Raw genomic sequence first — 22,745 nt, 5'->3', positions numbered from 1 at the left:
ATTTGATACTGGGTTATGAACCGCAAAGTGTCAAATAATTATGATATTACATTATAAAACTACCTGTGTTTATATATTCACGTGCGGTTATTAAAAGAACAATAAATTATAAATGAAATGTTCTCCTATTTTAAAATTTCATTTTTCTTATATTTGAAAATGTGTTTTTATCATGACTGTTTTGAATTTATTAGAAGTGTCTGATAACTAGGTGATTATTTTGTTAGAGATTACTTTCTAGATAATTAAATTAAAAGTCTATTTTAGATGGATAAAACTATATGTTTTTCGTTAATAAAATACGAAAGTTTGAGCGAATGCCCGGTTTGCATGTCGAATATTGGGATGACACCAGCAAATTGAAGTATTGCTGGCCTGATGCGGAGTAATGAATATTTTCCTTCATGCATCGGGCCAGAAAATTACGCGTATATTGTGCGAATCTGGCTCCTTTTAAATTATTTGATCACGGAAGCGTCGATTAAGATGCCGCCAAGGGAGGTCCAAGCTGACCACGATGATGGGGTACGCCAGATGTGGTGGAGTCCGTTACCATTGTCAAGTACAAAGACTTCAAGTTGACCATCAGAATTTTTCGCGACTTCTGGGCCGCTGGAGAGTCCACCACCCAATCGCTCCCAGTTAGTGTGCCATGAACCGGAATGGGTATCATTTTGCCAGATGTGGTAGAGAGCGTTATCAGTGCCGCGTACAAAAACCTCAAGCCGGCCGTCGCAGTTCTTTGCTACCGCAGGGGCGCTGGTGATAATACCACCCAATGAAGCCCAGTTAGACCACTGATTGGAGTAAGGGGCGAGTTGCCAGATGTGCCAGAGTGCGTTATCGCTGCCGCGTACAAAAACCTCAAGCCGGCCATCGACGGTGCGGATGACCACAGGGTCACTATTGATGACGCCGCCTAAAGACTGCCAACTTGACCAATAACCGGTATGGGGAGCGGTTTGCCAGATGTGCCAGAGTGCATTATCGGCACCGCGGGCAAAAACCTCCAGTCGACCATCAGAGTTGATATGGACTGCCGGGTTACTGGTGATCACTTGGCCCAGAGAATACCAGCTCGACCAAGGATTGGAGTGGGGAGCGGTTTGCCAGATGTGCCAAAGCGTGTTGTCGGCACCGCGGGCAAAGACTTCAAGTCGGCTATCGGCGTTGATGGATACCACAGGGTTACTGGTGATCGTACCACCTAAAGATTGCCAGCCTGACCAACCGGCGCCGGGGGCGGTTTGCCAGTTATGCCATAGGGCGTTATCGGCGCCACGTGCGAATACTTCCAATCGACCGTCTGAATTGATGTGAACGGCGGGTTTGCTGGTCGCCTTTAAGCCGAGCGAGGTCCAGCCGGTCCAGGCAGAGCCTGTATGTGTCGTTTGTCCATTGCGCCATACTGCATTATCAGTACTTACACCAAAAACTTCGAGTCGGCCGTTATAGGTATTCGTCACTGGGACAATGCCGGACACCGCGATAGGTGAATTTGCGGCTTCTATCTCGTTTGTAACAGACAATTCGATATTATCTGGATTTGATGTATTAACTGGTTCTTTTTTCATATATATCCTCGTTAAAAATAATTTTTAGGTTAACCAAATAGTTATTCGATAAGAAAAAATTAATATTTTTGTTTATATCTTGATTGTTTTATTAAATAATGAATTATTAATGTCTTATTTGCAGTTAACTTATGGTTGTTAACTCATTGGGAAAAGTGATTATATATTATAAATCCCTACGTGCTGGTATATATTTTTACATACGGTCGTTTAAAAACAATTAATTACATGTAAACTATTTCATTGTTTTAAAGTTTCATTTGCATTTCTGTTTTAAATATATTTTCATGGTTGATTTAATTTTATTAAAAATACCTGATGGCATATTGTATTTATGCGATAATTTAAACCAGTACCGAGCTTTCATTGTTAAAATTATATTAACTTCGACGAAAGGAGATAATAATTTATATTGACATGCTGCTTTCGCTCTAATTACATTATTGGGCTGGAAAGTGGCATATCATGGATATGCCATCAGTTTAACGAATGAATTTAAAAATAAGTTGTGATACCGGCACGAAACGTTCTTCCCGGTGAAGGGATATAACCGAGGCTAAGAGGCTGGATATAATATTTGTCGAATACATTATCCACACCAAACTCAAATTCGACATGCTTATTTATACGAGCAGTTAGAGAGATATCGGCCACAGTTGCTGGTCGCCAGATAATGGGCGCCAACAGAGGAGCAGAACCGCGTCCTGGTTTTCCTGCTGGCACAGATCGTTGACCATAATGGGAAATTCTGGCGTTGGCAGATACCTTGTCATTTAAGAATCGCTGTGTCAGATCGAGTGATACCGCATATTTAGGCGGAATGTGATTAGTCGCATAATCCGAAGGGAGGCTACGTGCAGCACACCCGTCATTTTCCGTACAGAATTTGACTTTTGTATAGTAATTCATCGATAAACGGGCATCAAAGTGATCACTATGGTAAACACTCGCCAATTCCAATCCGGCAAATTTTGCTTCTTTAATATTACTGATGTACATACTCCAGTAATCATCCATCCATGCTCGGCTAATATAGTCTTTTACCCGGTTGTCAAAGTAGGACATTTTGATATCGAAGCTATCATTTTGAGCAATGATATTCTGGAAGCGTGATGTTAGTCCGACTTCGATATTTTTTGAAATTTCAGGTTTTATATGATCGTCAACACTCATCATATAGCCACGAATACCTTCAACCATTGATGGAAAACGTGGGGCATAGGCATATTTAGCATGCAGTGCTGTATCATGATTAAGTTCAAGCTTAGTGCCTACCCAATAGCCGTGAGCATGGTCTCGCTTATTGTTTACGTTCCCAGAGGTAAGCTGTGGTAGCCAAGAGCTACCCGGACGAGCTGGACTGTAATCTTCGATCTGATAGGATTTAAAATCCCATCCACCCATTAGGGTCAGACGGTCGGCAAGCATATAGTTCCCGTTTAGGAAAAAACGGCCTTCTTTACGCTCTCCTTCCCGATTAACGGCATATTTCCATTTACCTGCGCTTGGGCCAGTGCGTTCACGAATAAAGCTGGCGCCGTAGTTTAACTCAATATCTTGCATTGAGAGCCCAAATAATGAGGTGTTACTCAAATTCACTCCGACTGTGCGCATGAATTTTTTATCACCGAGGGTATTATTTGCGGTTCGAGGGCGATCGTTCACTCGTGTTTGCCATACTCCGATATCCAAATTAATCCAGGGATTTGACGCAGGTTCCCATTTATAGTTGAGGCTGTGCCTGTTCATGTTGAGCCGTGTCAGTGGCCCCTGTTCCAAGATCATAAATGTTTGGCTCAGGTTTGCCATATCCGCGACATAGGATTCCCCGTAGAGATTTTGGTAATGGCTAATGATAGCCGAGAGTTCATGACCATCGCCAAAACGAACTTTTCCTTTACCCAGTAATGACTGGCTATCTTCAGAAGTGTTAGGTACGGCATCTCCCATTGCGTACAGCGAATAACCGGCCATTTGTTCACTGAATTGTGGAATGTGGCAATCTTGTGGATCACTTTCACATAAATAGCCTGGCATCCCACGTTCCTTAGCGCCCGGTCCGTGTTTGCCAGAGTGATAATTGCCCCGCTTGCGTTGAGAAACACCAAACAGCAATTCATAGGAGGGCTCGGCCATCGCAAAAACAATACTCCCGGTGCGATTCTTGGCGTCGAAAAGAGAGGTTTTTGATGGGGAAGGCCAGTCATTGCGTTGATAATCGTCAGGATTAGAGTGATTGCTCAACAGACTTCCTTTCAGGCGCAGCCCTACCTTTTGTCCATCAAGGAGGATATCACTGGCTTCAATCGTTTTTATCTCCACCGTTCCCCCAATAGCTCCCATGCCGCCTTTTCCTGTCGGGCCTTTACTAATATCTACCCGGCCAATGAAATCGGGATCAATAAAGGAACGGTTGGAGACACCTTGATAACCTCGGTATAGCGCGGTTTGGTTAGACGCGCCGTCAACGGTAGTTAAGACTCGGCCTTGTCCTTGCAAGCCCCGGATATTCACATCCAGGCTGCCTGAACTGCGTGCTTCGCCGGATAATACCCCCGGTGTGGTTTTAAAAATATCAACGGGGTGGATCACACCGAATTTTTCAATATCTTTACCTTTGATAGTGGTACTGTCGAACCGCAATGGTTCATTACCTGAATATCCACGATTTCCTGCTACCGTAAGAGGACTTAGTACGACTACACCTTTGTTGGTCATCTTTTTTGTCATTTTTACCAGCGTATAACTGCCATCGGTACGTTGGGACAGTTGTAAATGACTGCCTGTGAGCAGTTGTACTAAACCTTGATGAGCAGTAAAACTGCCGTTTAATGACGGTGCTGTTAACCCGTTGGTTAAATTCGGATCGAAAGAGAGCGCGGTACCGGTTTGCGCCGCAAAGTGAGACAACGAATTGCCTAATGAACCTGGTGGAATATGAACGGAATAGAGTGTATCTGCTGGTGTGGCGGCGTAAAGGGAACGAGTCGATAGCAGTATTAATGGCAATAACAGTGCGACTAAAGACTTTTTCTGCCAACGTGGTTGTGAATCTTGGCAGTCAATATGATATGGCATAGTAATTTTTTGATATGGCATAGTAATTTCTCCATAACTTTTTCAGCTTCTTTTATTTCTATGCCGTATGAGATTGAAAAAAGTGTCAGTAAAAATGATTATTTTTATTAATTGAGTGAGTAGAGGGTAATCCAGTAGCGGGTCAGGCGGCGCATTGAGAGCGGATAAGTTTGTAATAGCATATGCAGCGCCAGATCCGTATCCCGTATGGGAAAAGCACCAGAAACCCGCAGATTAGCGACTGCATCATCGCACCGGATAACACCGGAACGATAGCGATTCAGTTCAGTAACCACCGTTGCCAGCGGCGAGTTATCAGCTACCATCATGCCCTGTAGCCAGCTTAGAGATGCGGTTGAACGGGGATGTTGTGGGGCAACGGCAAATTGAGTGAAATAGGTTGCCTCTCCAGCATGGAGTATGTGTGGCAAACCGTTATCTGGCGTAATGCGAACCGCTCCTTCTACTATTTCCACTTGTGTGTGGGAAGCTTGTTGGCGGACGCTGAATTTTGTACCTAATGCCACAATAACGCCTTGTTTGGTTTGTACTTTAAATGGGCGTACCGACTGGTGGCTATCTTTATGTGTTTCAATATAAATTTCCCCTAGTTTTAGATGAACGAGCCGTTGGGTATCGTCATAATGAACATCTGTCGAGCTTTGAGTATTTAAAGTAAGTTGACTGTTATCCGGTAATGACCAGCGCTGAATTTGCCCGGTTGCAGTGTGATAATCGCCGGTGAGAAGCTGAAATTGATCAGATCGCCAGAAGAGCGATGATACGCCAGCCGGTATTAACAACATGAGTGTCAGCTTTCTGATGGCTTCTCGACGGGAAAGGGTCTGTTTGTTGTTTAACAGCGGTGAGGCGATATGCGGTGGCAAATGGTGCAACCGTGCTAACAGACATTGCGCCCGCTCCCAGGCTTGCGCATGTTCTGGGCTTTGCGCACACCAGGCAGCGCAAGCATTCCGATCAGCTTCGCTGGCATGGCTATCATGCAAAACGGTTAGCCATTCTGCGGCTTCGGCAAGTATCGTTTCAGAAGGTGTACTTGATGAAGAAGATGTATTAGTGAAAGTCAAACCAATCCCTCTTATGCCATTGCTATCAGGCATTGATAAAAGCCTTGTTTCATATAACGTTTTACTGTGGACAGCGAAATATTCATCTGATTTGCAATATCTTCATACTTCATTCCTTCTATCTGGGAAAGTAAAAAGACAGTTTGTACTGGCGTGGGGAGTTGACTAAGCATGATATCAATTTCCTGAAGTATTTCGAGGATGATAAGTTTTTGCTCTGGTGCGGGAATAAGCGGTTCAGGCAGACTGACGAGTAAATCCAGATAAGATTGTTCAAGTGAGCGGCGACGATACCAATTAACCATCAACCCCTTGGCAATGGTGACGATGTAGGCTCGGGGTTCCTTAAGTTGCTGTGGTAAAGGTGAACGAAGTAATTTAACAAAAGTATCTTGAGTCAGGTCTGCGGCAGTTTCATCACAGTTAAGACGATGCTTAAGCCAACGAAATAGCCAATCATGATTGTGGATATACATGCACTGGATCTGTTGAGTGTCTGAAACGTTAACGGTCATTTTCATGCCATACTATCAATGTAAATGCAAATCATTATCATTTTGGCATATTACAGGTAATTGCTTGCCGTTACCAATAAATTATGGATGGGAAGCGGCTGATCAAATGCATTTTTATTTACCATAAAGTAAATTAATGAATTAATTTGTAGTTTTGATCGTGATTGACAGGGATAAATTATAAGCGCCTTAAACAGAGATTGAGAATTTAAACTAAACATTCCTTTATAGTGCTACAGAATATGAGAGGCGCTTCAAGGAAATTAAAATGACGGTTGAAGCGCTAATGATATAGGTTTTAAGATTGAATCAATAGAGGGGTTAGTTCTTATTTATGGTGCAATTGATTTGAACGCTTTTTCACCCTTGTTGAATTTTATTGTTAGTAGGGGATTTAAGGTGTTAATAATATCTCAATTGTTATTTTTCAAATAATTTCGGGTTGAACTTAATGTTGAAAATATTTTCACAAGGGAAAATTTTCAATAAATTTAGGTTTAAGGTAGAGTAATATGGTGTCGTGTTTATTGATGTGTGTCTAATATATCATGTAACTATCTTTTAATATTGATGTAATGTAGAAGTTAGAATAATAAATTTGACATCCAAAAATAGCAAAATCCGGATATATGACTATAATAAAGGGTTATATATACAAGAATTACAGTGGTTAATATATTAAAAGCTTAAATGAACGAGGGATAAGATGGAAGGTACTTTAATTATTTGTATTGATTCGATTCTGAGATTTCGTTCAGATTACGATATGGCAATAGCTGTACCGATGTTATCAGTTCAGGAACAGCTAGGGAAAAATGATCCATTCTTTTTCCTGAAATATTTCAGAAATAAAGTCATAATAGAAAAAGGAGTGACAATATCAAATATATTTCTCGCGATAGAACCGTGGCAGGCTATGCTGAGCACTTGGTTGGAAATTGATATTGCCGCTTATATTGCAGAGATTAGGAAACCTTCGCAAGAAGAACCGATATTTGATTGGATCAGTATTCAGAGAATCACATCGATTCATCGGGTATATCAGCGAAAAGATATGAAAGATAATGAAAAATTGTCTGAATATTTTAATCGTGAACATACGCCGACAAAATATTTTAATATTGAATCAGTTTGTATGGCATCGGGTTATAGAAAGGGAGATAAAGAGCATTACAGTATCAGCGAATATATCCATGAAATTAAAAATATTCCAGTCATTGCCAGTGACAGACAAATATTAATTGGTTATGATGATAATAGCACGGATATTTTGAATGATAAATGTTTTGGTATATATGATAATAGAAATATCAAATATATACAGGGAACAACCTCGTTCGCGTTTTATGAATTGATGGAGGCTATTTTTAATGATGGCTTATTCTATAATTCACCTCAAACAGCTTGTCATAGCTTAGAGATGATAAAAGAGATGCTAGAAATTATAGATCGCGGAAATATGAATTACGAAAAGAATAATAAAGAGTATATTAATCAACAAGAAAATAATAGTGGAAATATTAGTGGGATTAATGATGATAGAGAATTAAATGTTGAATTTTATGATGGTGCTTTTGATCCACTGATAGAGCATATAGAAACAGAGCGGGAATATTGGAATTATATAAAATTATTATGTCATTCATATGGTCATTTGCCAGTAAGAATTGGCATGATTAATGAGGCTAAAGTTCCTGAATATCGCTTCTATAACAATATTATAGATGATGAAAGTTAGTTTTTAAAGATTAGTTGTATATTATACAAAGGTCTTTAATCATTATAGATAGCATATAATCTTTTTCTGTCGCAAGATTTGAAGTATCTGTACAGTTTCATATTCGTTTGTAAATAATATCCGGCTGGCTCAATATAATATGGTTATGCTGTGAATATTCTTCTTTTGTATTAAAAGGTTATCGCTGGGGAAAAAGGCAGATCCCATCACAAAAAAATTAAATTTATGAATATAGATTTAGCTAGGATTAGCATTTTTTACTCCAGATTTTTTGATGATAACGCAGAGACTTCATATATCTGGTTAGGGATCACGGATACCGCTACGTATAAATAGAAAATTGATGGATATCTATTTTAATGTCTATTTATGATGTTGATGTTTTTTAAATAATTTGTGCTATTTAGCTTTTAAAAAATCTATGATTATTTTTTTAAAAATCCCACTCTCAAGTGGCATTTTTTTATCTAAGTAATTAAATACAGTAGCTTTTGACCAGCCGTTATTATAGGTTTTTACAAGAGCTTTATACACTTTTTTTTCTAATTCTTTAGTAGTGGTGACTGTTACTCTTGGAATTGTTAGATCAGTTTGGTAAGCAGAATAGATATCTTTTTCAATGCTTTGAAATGGAATACAGTACACATTAGAATTTTTATAAACGTGCTTTAAATGGGCTTGATCGCCATCTAAAACACAAATTACATTTTCAGGTTTTGTTAGAAATTCTTCTTTTTCATTCCTTTTCATAAGATTAACAACGTTGGTAGCTCCTCCAATATAGATTATTTTATATTTATAAAAATAAGAATTATTGTTTTTGTCTATAATATATTCTAAGTAATCTTGCAAAGTTTCATCTTCAGTTAGAATATATTTATCCCAGCCTTTAAAGGCAAAAAGAGAGCTTTTGATGAAATTATAAGATCTCTTCGATATCATGGTCTTATTACCTTCTCTGTACATGTAATAAAGTTCATCATCATTAAGTGTTTTCATTAATGCCAAGGAGTGAGTTGTAAAAATGATATTTAAATTATATTTATCGCAAAACTCTCTAAGTAAATTTACTAATTCTACTTGTGCTGAGGAATCTAAAGAAATATCAATTTCATCAATAATGATGCATTTTCTTTTACATTCAATCATCCTATAAAGGTTGATGATGAAAAACTCTCCTGAACTAAAATAATCTTTTCGTATATAATATCCATTTTCGTTAAGTCGAAAGTAGTAATTATTTTTTTTAACTTTAAAAGATTTTAGGTTTTTATAGACATCAGTTTTATAAACTGAGTTTAACATATTAATAAGTTCACTGGGCACCTCATAGGTTTGAAAAGCTATGCACTTTCTTAGATCTGCGTCGATTTTACTTAATGTTGGAAAACTATTGAATCTATCCCCATAGGGAATAGGTAATTCAACAAATATGTTAGATTTTACTTCTTCAGGAACAATTGATTTTGTATCAATAACTTTTAGGTTACTATTATAAATATAAGTTATGACATCATTATTTATCAAATATTCTATTCTGCTTTCTTGGTTAAATATATAACGTGATGATGTTTTTATGAATATATCGGCTGATTGTAAATTTTTAATCGATTTTATAAATGTGGTTTTTCCAATACCATTTTTCCCTACAATACATGTAATTTTATTTTTTGTTAAATCTAATGAAAAACTCATTTCATTAATGTGTTGCACTTTTGAAATATTAATTGTTATGTTCATATCTTAGAATACATTCTTATGGAAAAACATATCGATTATAACATTGCCGTATTTTTTTCTGAGCTTATTTAAATAATTTTTATCAATAGTATTTATATGGTTAAGGTTTCCTGAAATCATCTCAATTCCTTTCTCTACATCTTTACCAACAGCATCTTTGAATTTATCTTTGTCAGTAATATAAAAGTGAATTAAATACTCAATTTTTTTCTTTATTTTTATATCAACAGTAACCTTCCCGGAAGGTAGCACAACCATACCAAGAAGTTTTACTTTATTGCCTTTATTAACGATCTTTGTTTTGTGTTTATGTAAAGAAAAATTACCGTTATTCTCTTTACTGAGAAAGCTGGATACTGTTGTATAAATACTATGAATTATTTCTTTATCATCTGATGATATTATTATGTCATCAGAATATCTGGTGTAAATTAAGTTGTTTTCTGAACAATAGTCTTGAATATTGTTATCAAATTTGTATAGACACGCATTACTGAATGCTGGTGAGGTAGAGAAACCAATTGGTAATATATTATCCACAATTATAAAGTCTAATATTTTATCATAATACTCTGGTATATCAATAATAGGGATTGCCGACGTGTTATTTTCTAACACTTCTCTTGCAAATTTTTTAGTGATGCTTGAGAAGAAATTATTAATATCTGTGTTGAAAAACCATTTTTTATCAGAATGCTTTTTTACTGCTTCGTAAGTACTACTTCCTTTTCTATATGAATAAACTACCTCTTTATTAATATTTAAATGGAAAAGAATAAAATCATTAATAAATTTGTGGTAGCTTTTAAGTTTAGTCGAAGGCTGATAAATTATACGTCCGTTGTATTCTAATTTTTTATATTCACTTTTAACATTAAAAGATAAAAAATCATCTAATTTAGTTTTTTCATGAAATGCGATGCTGAAAATTGTTTCCAATTTAAGTGGTTTTTTACTCTTAGGAGTAATGGGATTATCAGGAATATTCACAAAAGACTCGTTCTCTTTGAAATTTACTACCTGTACATACCCTCTTCAGATTTATGAAGCAGGGCAGTACAAGAGTAACATTACATAAAGGCTCGTAGAGGCTAACATTGTTGACTGGAGATACTCCTAGTCGCTAGCATTGGAAAAATATAAGCCAGTTCGAATAAAAAGGCAACTTTTTTAAAGTTAGGATCTGGAAAAAGAGATTATATTCAAACTAATAAAGTTAGAGTTAGGAGTAATTGTTAACTTTGTGATTAATGTTTATAGGAACACTAGTATAAAACTGGGAGTTATTTTAATGTTTCTTAATAATTGCAGAGCAATACCGTTGCTCTATTTCTATAAATATGGCTTGAGTGTTCGTATTTATACTTAGGTAAATATCCTTAAAATATATCCAACAAGTATATATTAGTCTAAGAGAGATTAACAATGAGGGTACAAAAAAGCTCTATCTATTTGAAATGGTGCGATGATTTTAAATCGCGCCATAATCGCGCCAGTATTCTTACTGGGAGCTGTTGTTCGCTATGAGTTCAATGACCGATATTTATGAAACTTTGTGTGTTGCATCACAACCTATGTCCGTTTCGGATTTATTGGCGGAGTATCCCTCCGTTCCTAGAAGAACTGTTCAACGTTGGTTGGGGCGACTTGTTGAAGATAAGAAAGTACAGATATTGGGTAAAGGTCGAAGTCGCCGCTATGCTATCGCTACCGGGGAAACATCATATTCGGTAGCGGATAGATCGGATAATTTCCCGAGCTATATTCCACTGTCTGAGGATAGTAAGGATATTCTTCGTTATATTGATCAACCTCTCAAAGCGAAGACGCCTGTCGGTTATCAGCGAGAGTTTCTGGAATCATATGAGCCGAATGTCACTTATTATTTGTCGGTTCCAATTCGTAATCAGCTCTGGCGAATTGGAGATACGAAACAAATCTCACAGCCAGCAGGAACCTATGGTAGAGCTATCTTGGATCGTTTGCTCATTGATTTATCGTGGGCTTCAAGTTATTTGGAAGGAAATACTTACAGTCGATTGGATACGGTGAAGTTGATTGAATATGGAAAAGTTGCGGTAGGAAAAAATGCTATTGAAACCCAAATGATCCTAAACCATAAAGCCGCTATTGAATTACTTGTCGATGGTATTGAGGAACTTGATTTTAATCGGTATACCGTTCTCAATTTACACAGTACATTATCTGAAAATTTATTATCTAATCCTGTCTATGAAGGACGTATCCGTCAACATCAAGTTGAAATAGGAAAAAGTGTTTTCAGACCGTTAGCGGGTGAAGCCCATATCAGTAAAATTTTGGATTCGTTGCTTGGGAAAGCACGAGCTATATCAGATCCGTTTGAGCAATCCTTTTTTATGATGGTCCATTTGCCATATTTACAGCCTTTTTCTGATGTAAATAAGCGAACTTCCCGCCTGGCAGCTAATTTGCCGTTGATTCGTGCAAATCTATGTCCGTTAACTTTTGTCGATGTACCGGAAGAGGCATATAGCCGCGCAATGCTTGGTATTTATGAAATGACCCGAGTTGAATTACTAAGGGATTTTTATTTGTGGGCTTATGAGCGTTCTGCCCAAGAATATTTGGCTGTCACGCAGGGAATCACCGCACCAGATCCGCTAAGATTACAATATCGAAATGTGATTAAGCAGATTGTTTATCGGGTAGTTGCCGCGCCAGAGATGGATTCAATTGACGTTATAGATAAATTAATTTCCGATGAATTAAGTCAATCTGAGCACGACACGTTAAAAGCATTGGTTATTGAAGAGCTACGGCGATTGCATGAAGGTGTGTTGGCAAGGTATGGCCTCCGGCCTTCGCAATTTGAAAAATGGAAAGGAAAACACCGATAGTCTTTGTATTCATGCTATTGAATAGCTACATAACCATAAAAAATTTCCGGGTTAATTACGAGGTTATCTTAGATAAGCTATTAATTAGCTCTTTCGTTACGTTACCGCATTGGGATTTAAATTTATGCGGTTAGGACTAAAAATCGATTTGCGAAATAATAGTAATTGACATCGCTAAACACCCGTCAGTATTTTCATTCCACCTTGGCCTGACATCCTATACGCAGGGTTATCAGTGTAAATGAACCTTTGGTAAAACAGGTACAGCTTACATGTAATTATCTTTATTTATCAAACAGATAAATATAGGTTGGCTACCCGGTTAAGCTGTTCGTTGCACTAAGATGTCGCTTTTTACTTAGAAGTGGGCCAAAAATTCGTCTTTTTAGGTAATGAGTTTTTATACAGAATTATCCTAAAAAAACAGAAACTAGTATTTTTCTGATCTAAATTTTCGCATTATGTTCTAAAAATAGGTAAAACAGATGTTTAAGTAAGGATTTTAGATGGAAATGCCAATTTATTTTCAATACTGGGGTAAGGCGAAGCGAGTCTTAGAGGTTGATAGTGCAGATTATCATCTGCTTCCTTACCATTGTTTAGATGTTGCAGCGGTGGGAATGCAGTTACTCTCTCTAGAAAGATCGTTAGCTAGAGATCTTGCTAATTTTTTAACGTTATCTACACAGCAGTTACAAAGCATAGTCTCTTTTATATTGGCTTTACACGATATTGGTAAATTTGCATCTGCTTTTCAAAAATTACTTCCCGGTCAGGCAGTCGGTCTGCATCGACCGGATTGTCCTAAAGAGTCTGGCGGCCGTTATTTTTGTCATGATCGTATAGGGTTATATTTTTGGGAAAATATCAAAGCAGAGTTACTTAATAGACTGGTTAATATTGAAAGTGTCGGGCGAAGAGAACAGCGAGAGATGTTTGATACCTTAATGGTATTCATGGATTGTGTATTAGGGCATCACGGTCGGCCAATTGATAAAACAAACTATAAAGCGATTAAACGTTTTACTGAACCTCATAACCTTAATGCTGCCACACTTTTTGCACATCATTTGGTTGAGTTATTTCAACCTGAGTTTCCCATTGAAAAATTACAATCCAAAGAGTGGCGAAGGCGACTGGAACAAGTAAGTTGGCAGTTTGCGGGTATTGCAATATTGGCGGATTGGATTGGTTCAGATAATCATTATTTTGCGTATCAATCTCAACCTATGCCATTAGCAGATTATTGGAAACATGCTCAAGCAATGGCCAAAAAGGCGGTTATGGCGGCCAATTTAGGTAAGGAGCCGGTAGTTAAGCCGTTTATTTCCATCCAGGAATATTACGGTTTTGCCGCAACACCATTGCAACAGTGGGCCGAATCAATCTCTGTAGATAATTCTCCTCAACTATTTATTTTGGAAGATGTTACTGGGGCTGGGAAAACAGAAGCGGCGCTTGCGCTTACACACCGTTTGATGCAGGCAAAAGCCGCTGATGGTTTTTATTTTGGTTTGCCTACAATGGCATCGTCTAATGCAATATTTAGTCGAATTGCTAAACATTACCAGCAAATGCTCTCGATAGAGGATGATAGTAAACCCAATATCGTTTTAGCTCATGGTATGCGGGAGATGAATAATCAATTTCGTGAACCCGTTTGGGCATTAGGTCATCCAGATAGAAACTATGGTAAAACAGATATCCCCTCTTCAGCGCAGTGCAATCAATGGCTAGCGGACCCACGTAAGCAAGCGCTGTTGGCGCCTGTTGGAATCGGAGCGATGGATCAGGCTTTATTGGCTATATTGCCAAGGCGTTATCAATCACTGAGATTATTTGGGCTTAATCGTAAAGTACTCATCGTTGATGAAGTCCATGCGGCTGATGAATTTATGTTTAATTTATTAGAAAACTTATTAGCGCTGCATCTTTATCAGGGCGGTTCAGCCATTTTGTTGACAGCAACATTGACCTTTAAACAGCGTCAACGTTTAACAGATATTTGGCTGAATGCTGGTGGACTAAGTTCTCAATTATTGCAAAAAACGGATTTTCCTTTAGCAACAAAAATAAGTTTAAATGCCGTATTGCCCGTTATTGAACAACCGTTATTAAGTCGAAAAGATGTTAGCCGGGAAGTTAAAGTTGATTTCTTAAATAGCTTTAGTAGTTGTGTTGAAAAGGTATTAGCCGCCATTGTACAAGGGCAATGTGTCGTTTGGATACGAAATACCGTTGATGATGCTATTGAAGCTTATCAGGCACTGCGAAGTTTGCTTACTGAACCTGAGCGCTGTCTGTTATTTCATAGCCAGTTTATCTTGCAGCATCGAAAAGAGATTGAAAATCATGTCCTGACTATCTTTGGTAAAAATAGTCAGGGTGAAATGCGGCGAGGCAAAGCATTAATTGCCACACAAATATTTCAGGAGAGTTTAGATATTGATGCCGATGTCATGATTTCAGATATTTGTCCTATTGATGATCTTATTCAGAGAGCCGGACGTTTGCATCGCCACACCCGCGACAGCGATGGTATCTATCGATGGGGTATTAAAGATTCACGCCCTGCGCCAATATTGTTTGTTCACGCGCCTGAATGGCGGGAGCAACCTGGATCAGATTGGCTAAGTTATAATTTTCGCAACACGCAATGTGTTTATCGCTCGCCTGCCCGTCTGTGGTTAAGCATGCGCGTATTGAGAAAATTGGGTGCTATACGTATGCCTGTGGAAACTCGCCAATTAATTGAAGCGGTTTATGGTCATGCCTATGAGCAAGCGCCGGAAGTGTTAAAACACCAAGGGAATGAATTCATTGACGAGGAGCGAAGTCAGACAGCTAAAGCTAAATCTTTTTGGTTACAGTGGCAATTATATGGTTATTGTGATCGCAGTGCTGATCGTTGGTATGAAGATGATTCCGATATTAATGCTCGTTACAGTGATATTGAAACTGTTGAGGTGTTATTACTGAAAAAAAATGATTCAGGACAACTAGTACCTTGGGTAAATTCAGGCGAATTCTCAGTGTCGCTGAGTACGATTAAATTATCCAGAAATAAGTATGCAAATAAATTAGCGCCAGTTCCGACAGAGTTAATACCTGCTCTCAATGCCTTGCAACAGAGATATTACCAAATTAGATATTTGCGACCTTGGTTGCCAGAGCAAGATCCGAATTTTACTTATTCTTCAACAGTAGGCTTTTGTGAAAGATAAAAGTAGGAGGTGTTATGAACTTAGTTCAGGACCCGTGGTTGCCCTTTCGATTACGTGATGGTAGTGAAAAAGTACTGCCCATTAATGCGATATGTGATCATGATGTTATGGACTTTGCTTTACCGCGAGCTGATTTTCAAGGAGCAGCTTGCCAATTTGCCATTGGTTTATTACAAACCGTTTTTGCGCCGGAAGATAAATATCAATGGCATGCTCTATATGAAACACCACCTGACAAAAAGGTATTACAACACGCTTTTAATAAAGTGACACATGCCTTTAATGTTACCGGTATAGGGCCTCTTTTTATGCAAGATTTTGATCCGCTGAAAACAGCAAAATCAACTACTGTAGCCGGATTACTAATTGAAGCGCCGGGAGCGAATGGTTTAAAGCTTAATACGGATCATTTTGTTAAACGTGGCATCGGGGATGTGATGTCTCTTGAAATGGCGGCTCTGGCGCTGTTTACCTTACAAATTAATGCGCCGTCAGGAGGGGTGGGGCATCGAGTAGGATTACGAGGTGGAGGACCATTAACCACGTTAATGGTGCCGCAACAAACTGATACAACATTATGGCAAAAACTGTGGTTAAACGTCATTAGTCGAAGTGAATGGCATTATTCAGAACCTGATTTAACCAGTGCTCAGGTTTTTCCCTGGTTAGCGCCAACAAAAGTGAGTGTTAATGAAGGGACAGAAATTTATGCTGAGGATGTGCATCCCTTACATATGTATTGGGCGATGCCGAGACGTATACGACTTGTGGTGGAAAAGGGGGAAAATATTTGCAAAATTTCAGGTCAATATTCCGCATTCACCGTCTCTGAATATCGGACACAAAACTATGGCGGCAATTATTCTGGTAATTGGGTCCATCCGTTAACACCCTATAAATGGGATCTTAAAGAACCAACACAACATTTATCTATTAAAGGCCAACCTGGAGGGGTGACATATAAAATTTGGGATGTTTTAGTTTTTACCAGCCATGAGAGAGGGCAGCGTTGTGCGCCGGTCGTAAGCCATTTTTACTCTTTATGTTGTCATTTTGCTGAACTGCGAAGAGTAATGCCTCGTCTGTGGGTGTTTGGCTACGATATGGATAATATGAAAGCGCGTTGTTGGTATTCTGTCACTGTGCCGTTGTTTTTTGTCTTACCAGAACAACAGGAAAAGATTCTATATCAAGTCAAAGAACTGCAAAAATTGGCAACCAATATGATTTGGCTATGTCGGAATCAAATAAAAGCGGCTTGGTTTGAAAAGCCCGCGGATGTGAGAGGAGACATTTCCTTTATTGACTTGGTTTTTTGGCAACAAAGCGAATCCGTGTTTTTTTCTGTGGTGCATCAACTTATCAATAATAGACGTTCGGATGCGCCTTTTCTGACACCAGAGCAGGCTAAACATTGGCTTAATACCTTACGTCATCTCTGTAGAGATTTATTTGATGAATATGTTGTTTTATCTGAATTGGGTAATGAGCGTTCAATGGTAAAACGCATGAGAGCGCGTCAGCAGTTAATCATTGGGCTATATGGACAGAGAGCTTTAAAAGAGATCAACACATTTATTACCAATCACCATATTCACTCTGGTAAAGAGGAAATGTAATGGACAAAAAGATCGAAATTATATTATTGCGTTGGTGGCAAAGTATGTTTTTGTCACCAAAACAGTTAAAAGAGAAAGGTATTATTCCAGCGCCTTCTACTTATAAAGCCCAGTTAAAGCGCTGTGAAAACATTGAGATGGCTATGTTAACTGAGGGTTTTCGGGATTTATGGTTCAGTTTGCCTGATGAAATTAGCTTATCAGATAGTCCAGTAAAATTAGAATATTGGGCTACGATGGCGGCAGCATTAGTTTATGTGAAAAGCAACAGCGGTATTACATTGGCGGTAGCGGCGGGTAAGAAAGGAGGAGGAAATAAACCGGTTGTCAGTGAATTAAGATTTTCACAATTGCAAAATGCTAAAACACCGAACGAATTACTATGTCGATTACGTCAAGTTTTGCAGAAAGTCAAAGGCAATATTTCTGTTTTGGCTTTAGCGCAGGATATTGAGGAGTGGTTCGCTGAATATGGTCAATTACGGCCATGTAAGCCGGATAAGCGTATTAAAGTGAAGTGGGTTATGGATTATTACCGTGCAGCTAGTGGTAAATCGGTTGATTTATCGGATTTTCATTAATTGAGTTTAGGATGATTATTATGAGTCAGTTTATTCAATTACACTTATTAACTTCCTATGCGCCATCTAATCTTAATCGTGATGATTTAGGCCGGCCTAAAACAGCGAGAATGGGCGGTTTTGAACGTTTACGTGTGAGTTCTCAAAGTTTAAAACGCCACTGGCGTACTTCTGAGTTATTTGAACAGGTGCTATCAGAGAATATTGGTATTCGCACCAAGCGATTTGGTATTAAGGTATTTGACGCTTTGGTCAATGCTGGAGTGAAAGAAAAATCTGCTAAAGCATTGGCTGCGACGATTGCAGGTGTTTTTGGAAAAACGAAAAAAGATGCTTTAGAAATTGAACAATTGGCACATATCAGCCCGGCAGAGCAACGATCTGTCATGTCGTTAATTGAAGTATTGGCGGAAGAAAATCGGGCGCCAACAGCCGAAGAGCTTAATTTATTAAAAACTAAGCAAACTGCGGTGGATATTGCTTTATTTGGTCGGATGTTAGCTTCAAGTCCTGCATTTAACGTCGAGGCTGCCTGTCAGGTCGCTCATGCTATTAGTGTGCATAGTGTGGTGATTGAAGATGATTATTTTACGGCGGTGGATGATTTAAATGACGGTAAGGAAGATACCGGGTCAGCCCATATCGGGGAATTGGGTTTTGCCGCCGCGCTGTTTTACAGTTATATCTGCATTAATAAAACGCAATTAATAAAAAATTTGGATGGCGATGAAACCCTTGCTAATAAAGCGATTAAAGCATTAACAGAAGCCGCTATGAAAGTATCGCCTACGGGTAAACAGAATAGTTTTGCTTCTCGTGCTTATGCCAGTTTTGCTCTCGCTGAGAAAGGCGAACAACAACCTCGTTCTTTATCTGTTGCATTTTTAAAACCCATTAATGACAGCGATCAGGGGCCATCGGCAATTAATGCATTAGAAAGCCAAATGCACAATATTGATCAGGTTTACGGTACTTGTGCTGATGCCCGCTATAAATTCAACACATTCACAGGGGAAGGAACTTTAACCGAGCTGCTTGAATTTATTGTGCAGTAATGGAGGCAGAATGAAAGCATATTTAGTCTTCCGATTATATGGCCCGATGGCAAGTTGGGGCCGACCTGCGGTTGGGGGGGAAAGGCCAACGGAATTGTATCCGGGCCGATCCGCGATTTTGGGATTATTAGGGGCGGCATTAGGTATTCGACGAGATAATGAGTCTGAATTAGCAAAATTACAAAAAAGTGTGTTAATTGCAATTAAACAGACTGTTCCTGGCTCTTTAATGCGTGATTACCATACGACGCAGGTGCCGACGCACAGTAATAGTGTGGTTCATCAGAACCGTAAAAGTGAATTAAAGTCAGATAAACTGAATACCATTCTGTCTAATCGCGATTATCGTTGTGATGGTATTTGGATCATTGCTATTACATTAACTGAACACACTGGTTTTACGCTTGAACAATTACGGGATGCTTTACTTAAACCCGTATTTATCTTGCATCTTGGACGTAAATCTTGCCCGCTTGCTTTACCTCTCTGTCCTAAACTCGTTACATCATCGGCATTAAAAACAGCGTTGGATATCCCTTTTCCACCGCTGATTCATTCTGATAGAGAGGATAAGTTATGGCTAGGGGCAAATGGGATTGTGACTTATTTTTGGGAGGGGAATAAAGATGAAATGAGCTCTTCAAATATCTTAATCAGCCATCCTTGGGATGAGCCGATTAACCGAGCGCGTTGGCAATTCCGGCAACGTACTATGTATCAACTTTCTATCGAGGAGGGTGTTGATGTATTTGTCTAAAATTGTGCTTCGGCAATCGAGTCAAACAGCAAATATATTAGCAAAACTGGGTGCGAATGGCGTTTATACTTCTCATCAATTGTTATGGAAATTGTTTTCATCAGATGAAAAACGTCAATTTCTATTTCGAGAAGAGATCGGAATAATGGGGCTCCCCGTATTCTATGTTTTATCTAAAACATCACCTCAAACTCAGTCACCATTGTTTGAGGTGGAAACGAAAGCGTTTTATCCTCAATTGCAGGTGGGGCAACGTTTAGCTTTCAAATTACGCGTTAATCCAACAATCTGTATCACCGACTCTTCTGGAAAACGTCGGCGTCATGATGTCTTGATGCATGCTAAGTTTATGGCAAGGCAGAAAGGTGAAATGGAGCAGGGGAAAATAAAAGCCATGATGGATGATGCCGCCCGTAATTGGTTGTTGAATAGTCGTCGTATGCAGCTGTGGGGCATTCAGTTTGACGATTTACTGGATGTTGAAGGTTATACCCAGCATCGAAGTGTAAAAAAGCAGGGGCAGAAAATACAATTTTCCAGTGTTGATTTTCAAGGACTTCTGACGGTGACTAACGATGAGCTATATTTGGAACAATATGCAAAAGGCTTTGGTCGCGCTAAAGCGATGGGATGCGGATTGATGTTAATCAGATCAGTGTAATGGAAATTTATTTTTGTCGGAGCTCGTAATGCAATATTCTTTGTTGTATCGGGATATTGATGTTAAAGGTGGCGCATTCGCGGTTGTTAAGTGTTTGTGTTACATTTCAAAAGCATGGTAAAAAGTGATATTGCTAATTAATATCATTCTGTAGAGTAGGGGGTAGTCGCTACTCACGGAAATATGGATAAAATAATTACCGTGTTCCTCACGTCTGTGGGGATGAACCTGAATTTTGGTATACATTTGAACCAGGCAGAATATGTTTCCTGTGTTTAATGGGATAAACCGCTATAATCAATGATAGGATATCGTGTTAGTGGACGTTCCTGACCGTTACCGGGGTGAACCAAACTCGATATATCTCGTCAAAGAGAGAATGTAAGTGTTCCCTGCATTATGTAGGGATAAACCGCGGCATGAGTGATGCTTTACTATGTTCGCTAAATGTTCCCTGTACTAACGGGGATGGACCTAGCAGTGCCCCAAATAGCTGCAAAGCTAAAAATGTGTTCCCTGTATTGTACTCCTTGTATTGTACTGGCGGGGATTAACCGTGTGAAAATGACGCTGATAACCGGCTTTCCTGATGCTCCCTGCCTCTATTAGGGATAAACCGGACAGTAACAGTGATACGGTCGGTAGTAAGCGGTGTTCCTTGTATCTACGGGGGTGAACCGACTTGATACTGTTATTTTTGAGGTTTGGAAGCGTGTTCCCTGTGATTGACGGGGATAAACCGAACAGCTAGCGCTTTAGCTGGCAGAGATAGACTTGTTCCCTGTTTCTACGGGGGTAAACCGCTAAATACAGAGCTATCACCATTTGTTACAATTTGCTCCCCGTAATCTACGGGGATCAACCGTCATCCGGAAAGGTAGTTGACATAAAGGGTCGGCGTTCCTTGAATTGATGGGGATAAACCGGATTCAGGTTTTATGATGATAGTTGAAGTAGAAATGCTCCCCGTTTTTACGGGGAAAGAGCAATTCGCTGCCGCCTTGACCACAATTTTCAGGCCAATGATAAATCTGTGGTTCGGGCATATCGATGGCAGTATTCGCTCGGTGATTTGACAGTGCTTTTCTCGGTGTTAAGGTCAACGGCTTATTGAATTTTTGCACGTAAGAGAATGGCTCAGGATAACTAAAGGAAATTTGTAATGAAGAAAAAGCGACTAAAAAAATTTCAGAAAAAACTTGAGACGTTGGGGGTAATTGAAAGTGATCCAGATGTGGTTGGTTATGTACTGTTTAACACACGCAATCGCCGATTTGTGATACTGGATGAATATGAATTGGGGAGGGTGGCTTACGCCGATGATATTGAAGAAGCTTATTTAGCAATGTCACGATTTGTCGCATTAATGGATATTGATTCTTTGCCGGAGCCAGACAAATTCGATATTGCTGTTATCCCTGTTATTGATAACCCTTTATTTGGGTTAATGCCTAAAAAAACAGATTAAAGTTAAATCCCTTTGTATTTTCATCAGACACCTCATCTATGCCATAAAACATGCGCATAAGTCTATGTAGATAGTGAGCATCATCAAGAGGTTCTATTGACAGTATGTAAAAACTTTCGTATTTCTACATGTCATCTTTTTTTCTGACTTCGGTTTTTACATCCTGTTTATATTCGAAAACTCCACTACCGGTGGAGGACTTATGGGGCGGGGAGTTATGCCAAAGAAATTAATCCCAGAAAAGCACATTTTGTTATTCACACCCAATAGAAATCCATGGAAAACTCATTGGTGCATATATTGAAAAGCATCACGGAATATACCCAATATATAATTTGGGGGGCCAAAAAAATCACGAAGTACTCTCGTAATAGAATCTACCCAAATCCTTTCTTGTAGACGATGAATAGGAGTATCAATTAGTAGCAGTAAATAGTGGAAAAGTTTTATCTAAAAAATAACTTTTCCTTTTTAGTGGATAATATGTTGATTTATAGAAAACTTTCTCAGTCGAGTAAAATAATAAATTTGATAATATAATATGATATTATCAAATTAGAATTTTTTAAATACTATATTCCATAAAGCTTAATCTAACCCGAATTCTGGATAAGAAATTGACATGAAGCCTGTTCCAGGAGCAATGTTTTGGTGCACGCCGAAACAGCTCCGGGGAGGAACAGGCTATGAACAAGTTAGTTGAAATTTTCTGCGATGTCGATGATTTTTGCCGCTTCTTTATTCCTCAATGGGAATTATTTTGTTTCG

At 38.8% G+C, this 22,745-nt stretch carries 16 protein-coding genes; 10 read left to right on the top strand and 6 right to left on the bottom strand.

All coding sequences use genetic code 11. The features are described 5' to 3' along the window. Window positions 1–458: 458 nt before the first annotated feature. From EAE90_RS21145 to EAE90_RS21130, 4 genes are all read right to left on the bottom strand, one after another. Window positions 459–1,574, bottom strand: a complete 1,116-nt coding sequence (locus tag EAE90_RS21145) for a PLL family lectin (protein WP_214055169.1) — start codon at window positions 1,572–1,574, stop codon at window positions 459–461. 495 nt (window positions 1,575–2,069) lie between these two features. Continuing rightward, window positions 2,070–4,673 (bottom strand): TonB-dependent receptor, encoded by a 2,604-nt coding sequence (locus EAE90_RS21140; protein WP_214055168.1) that lies wholly within the window; start codon window positions 4,671–4,673, stop codon window positions 2,070–2,072. An 86-nt stretch (window positions 4,674–4,759) separates the two neighbouring features. Continuing rightward, complete coding sequence (locus EAE90_RS21135; protein WP_214055167.1) at window positions 4,760–5,773, bottom strand: FecR domain-containing protein; 1,014 nt, start codon at window positions 5,771–5,773, stop codon at window positions 4,760–4,762. Continuing rightward, window positions 5,752–6,261: a sigma-70 family RNA polymerase sigma factor gene (locus EAE90_RS21130; protein WP_214055166.1), complete on the bottom strand. Its 510-nt coding sequence runs from the start codon at window positions 6,259–6,261 to the stop codon at window positions 5,752–5,754. Before EAE90_RS21130 ends, EAE90_RS21135 begins: the two co-directional genes overlap by 22 nt. A 700-nt stretch (window positions 6,262–6,961) precedes the next feature. Here EAE90_RS21130 and EAE90_RS21125 point away from each other — a divergent pair. Continuing rightward, window positions 6,962–7,993, top strand: coding sequence for a hypothetical protein (locus EAE90_RS21125; protein WP_214055165.1), 1,032 nt, complete (start codon window positions 6,962–6,964; stop codon window positions 7,991–7,993). Window positions 7,994–8,392: 399 nt separating this feature from the next. Here EAE90_RS21125 and EAE90_RS21120 read toward each other — a convergent pair whose 3' ends face one another. Further along, entirely contained in the window at window positions 8,393–9,733 is a 1,341-nt protein-coding gene (locus tag EAE90_RS21120) for an ATP-dependent nuclease (RefSeq protein ID WP_214055164.1), read from the bottom strand. Window positions 9,734–9,736: 3 nt separating this feature from the next. After that, on the bottom strand, window positions 9,737–10,723 hold the full coding sequence (locus tag EAE90_RS21115) for a reverse transcriptase family protein (protein ID WP_339921754.1): 987 nt from the start codon (window positions 10,721–10,723) through the stop codon (window positions 9,737–9,739). A gap of 533 nt (window positions 10,724–11,256) precedes the next feature. Between EAE90_RS21115 and EAE90_RS21110 the strand changes: the two genes are divergently transcribed. The 9 genes from EAE90_RS21110 to EAE90_RS21070 all read left to right on the top strand — a co-directional run bounded on the left by EAE90_RS21110 (window position 11,257) and on the right by EAE90_RS21070 (window position 21,977). Further along, window positions 11,257–12,612, top strand: a complete 1,356-nt coding sequence (locus EAE90_RS21110) for a Fic family protein (RefSeq protein ID WP_214055163.1) — start codon at window positions 11,257–11,259, stop codon at window positions 12,610–12,612. A gap of 506 nt (window positions 12,613–13,118) precedes the next feature. Then, complete coding sequence (cas3, locus tag EAE90_RS21105) at window positions 13,119–15,836, top strand: CRISPR-associated helicase Cas3' (protein WP_214055162.1); 2,718 nt, start codon at window positions 13,119–13,121, stop codon at window positions 15,834–15,836. Window positions 15,837–15,850: 14 nt separating this feature from the next. Continuing rightward, window positions 15,851–17,455: a type I-E CRISPR-associated protein Cse1/CasA gene (casA, locus tag EAE90_RS21100; RefSeq protein WP_214055161.1), complete on the top strand. Its 1,605-nt coding sequence runs from the start codon at window positions 15,851–15,853 to the stop codon at window positions 17,453–17,455. Further along, window positions 17,455–18,036, top strand: coding sequence for a type I-E CRISPR-associated protein Cse2/CasB (gene casB / locus EAE90_RS21095; protein WP_214055160.1), 582 nt, complete (start codon window positions 17,455–17,457; stop codon window positions 18,034–18,036). Before casA ends, casB begins: the two co-directional genes overlap by 1 nt. Before the next feature lie 20 nt (window positions 18,037–18,056). After that, window positions 18,057–19,091, top strand: coding sequence for a type I-E CRISPR-associated protein Cas7/Cse4/CasC (gene cas7e / locus EAE90_RS21090; protein ID WP_214055159.1), 1,035 nt, complete (start codon window positions 18,057–18,059; stop codon window positions 19,089–19,091). 10 nt (window positions 19,092–19,101) lie between these two features. After that, the gene (gene cas5e, locus EAE90_RS21085; protein WP_214055158.1) at window positions 19,102–19,848 is read left to right on the top strand and encodes a type I-E CRISPR-associated protein Cas5/CasD; all 747 of its coding nucleotides are present in this window, start codon (window positions 19,102–19,104) and stop codon (window positions 19,846–19,848) included. Next, complete coding sequence (gene cas6e, locus EAE90_RS21080) at window positions 19,835–20,509, top strand: type I-E CRISPR-associated protein Cas6/Cse3/CasE (protein ID WP_214055157.1); 675 nt, start codon at window positions 19,835–19,837, stop codon at window positions 20,507–20,509. Before cas5e ends, cas6e begins: the two co-directional genes overlap by 14 nt. A 938-nt stretch (window positions 20,510–21,447) precedes the next feature. Beyond that, a complete protein-coding gene (locus tag EAE90_RS21075; protein ID WP_214055156.1) occupies window positions 21,448–21,585 on the top strand; it encodes a hypothetical protein in 138 nt (45 codons plus the stop codon). A gap of 86 nt (window positions 21,586–21,671) precedes the next feature. Beyond that, window positions 21,672–21,977 carry a hypothetical protein gene (locus tag EAE90_RS21070; protein ID WP_214055155.1) on the top strand — a complete coding sequence of 102 codons (306 nt, stop codon included), beginning with the start codon at window positions 21,672–21,674 and terminating at the stop codon, window positions 21,975–21,977. The last annotated feature ends 768 nt before the right edge of the window (window positions 21,978–22,745 follow it).

Source organism: Photorhabdus caribbeanensis (genome assembly GCF_018448885.1).
Taxonomy (GTDB): domain Bacteria; phylum Pseudomonadota; class Gammaproteobacteria; order Enterobacterales; family Enterobacteriaceae; genus Photorhabdus; species Photorhabdus caribbeanensis.
The sequence above is the reverse complement of the archived record's forward strand: the minus strand, read 5'-3'. Positions and strand labels throughout refer to the sequence as shown.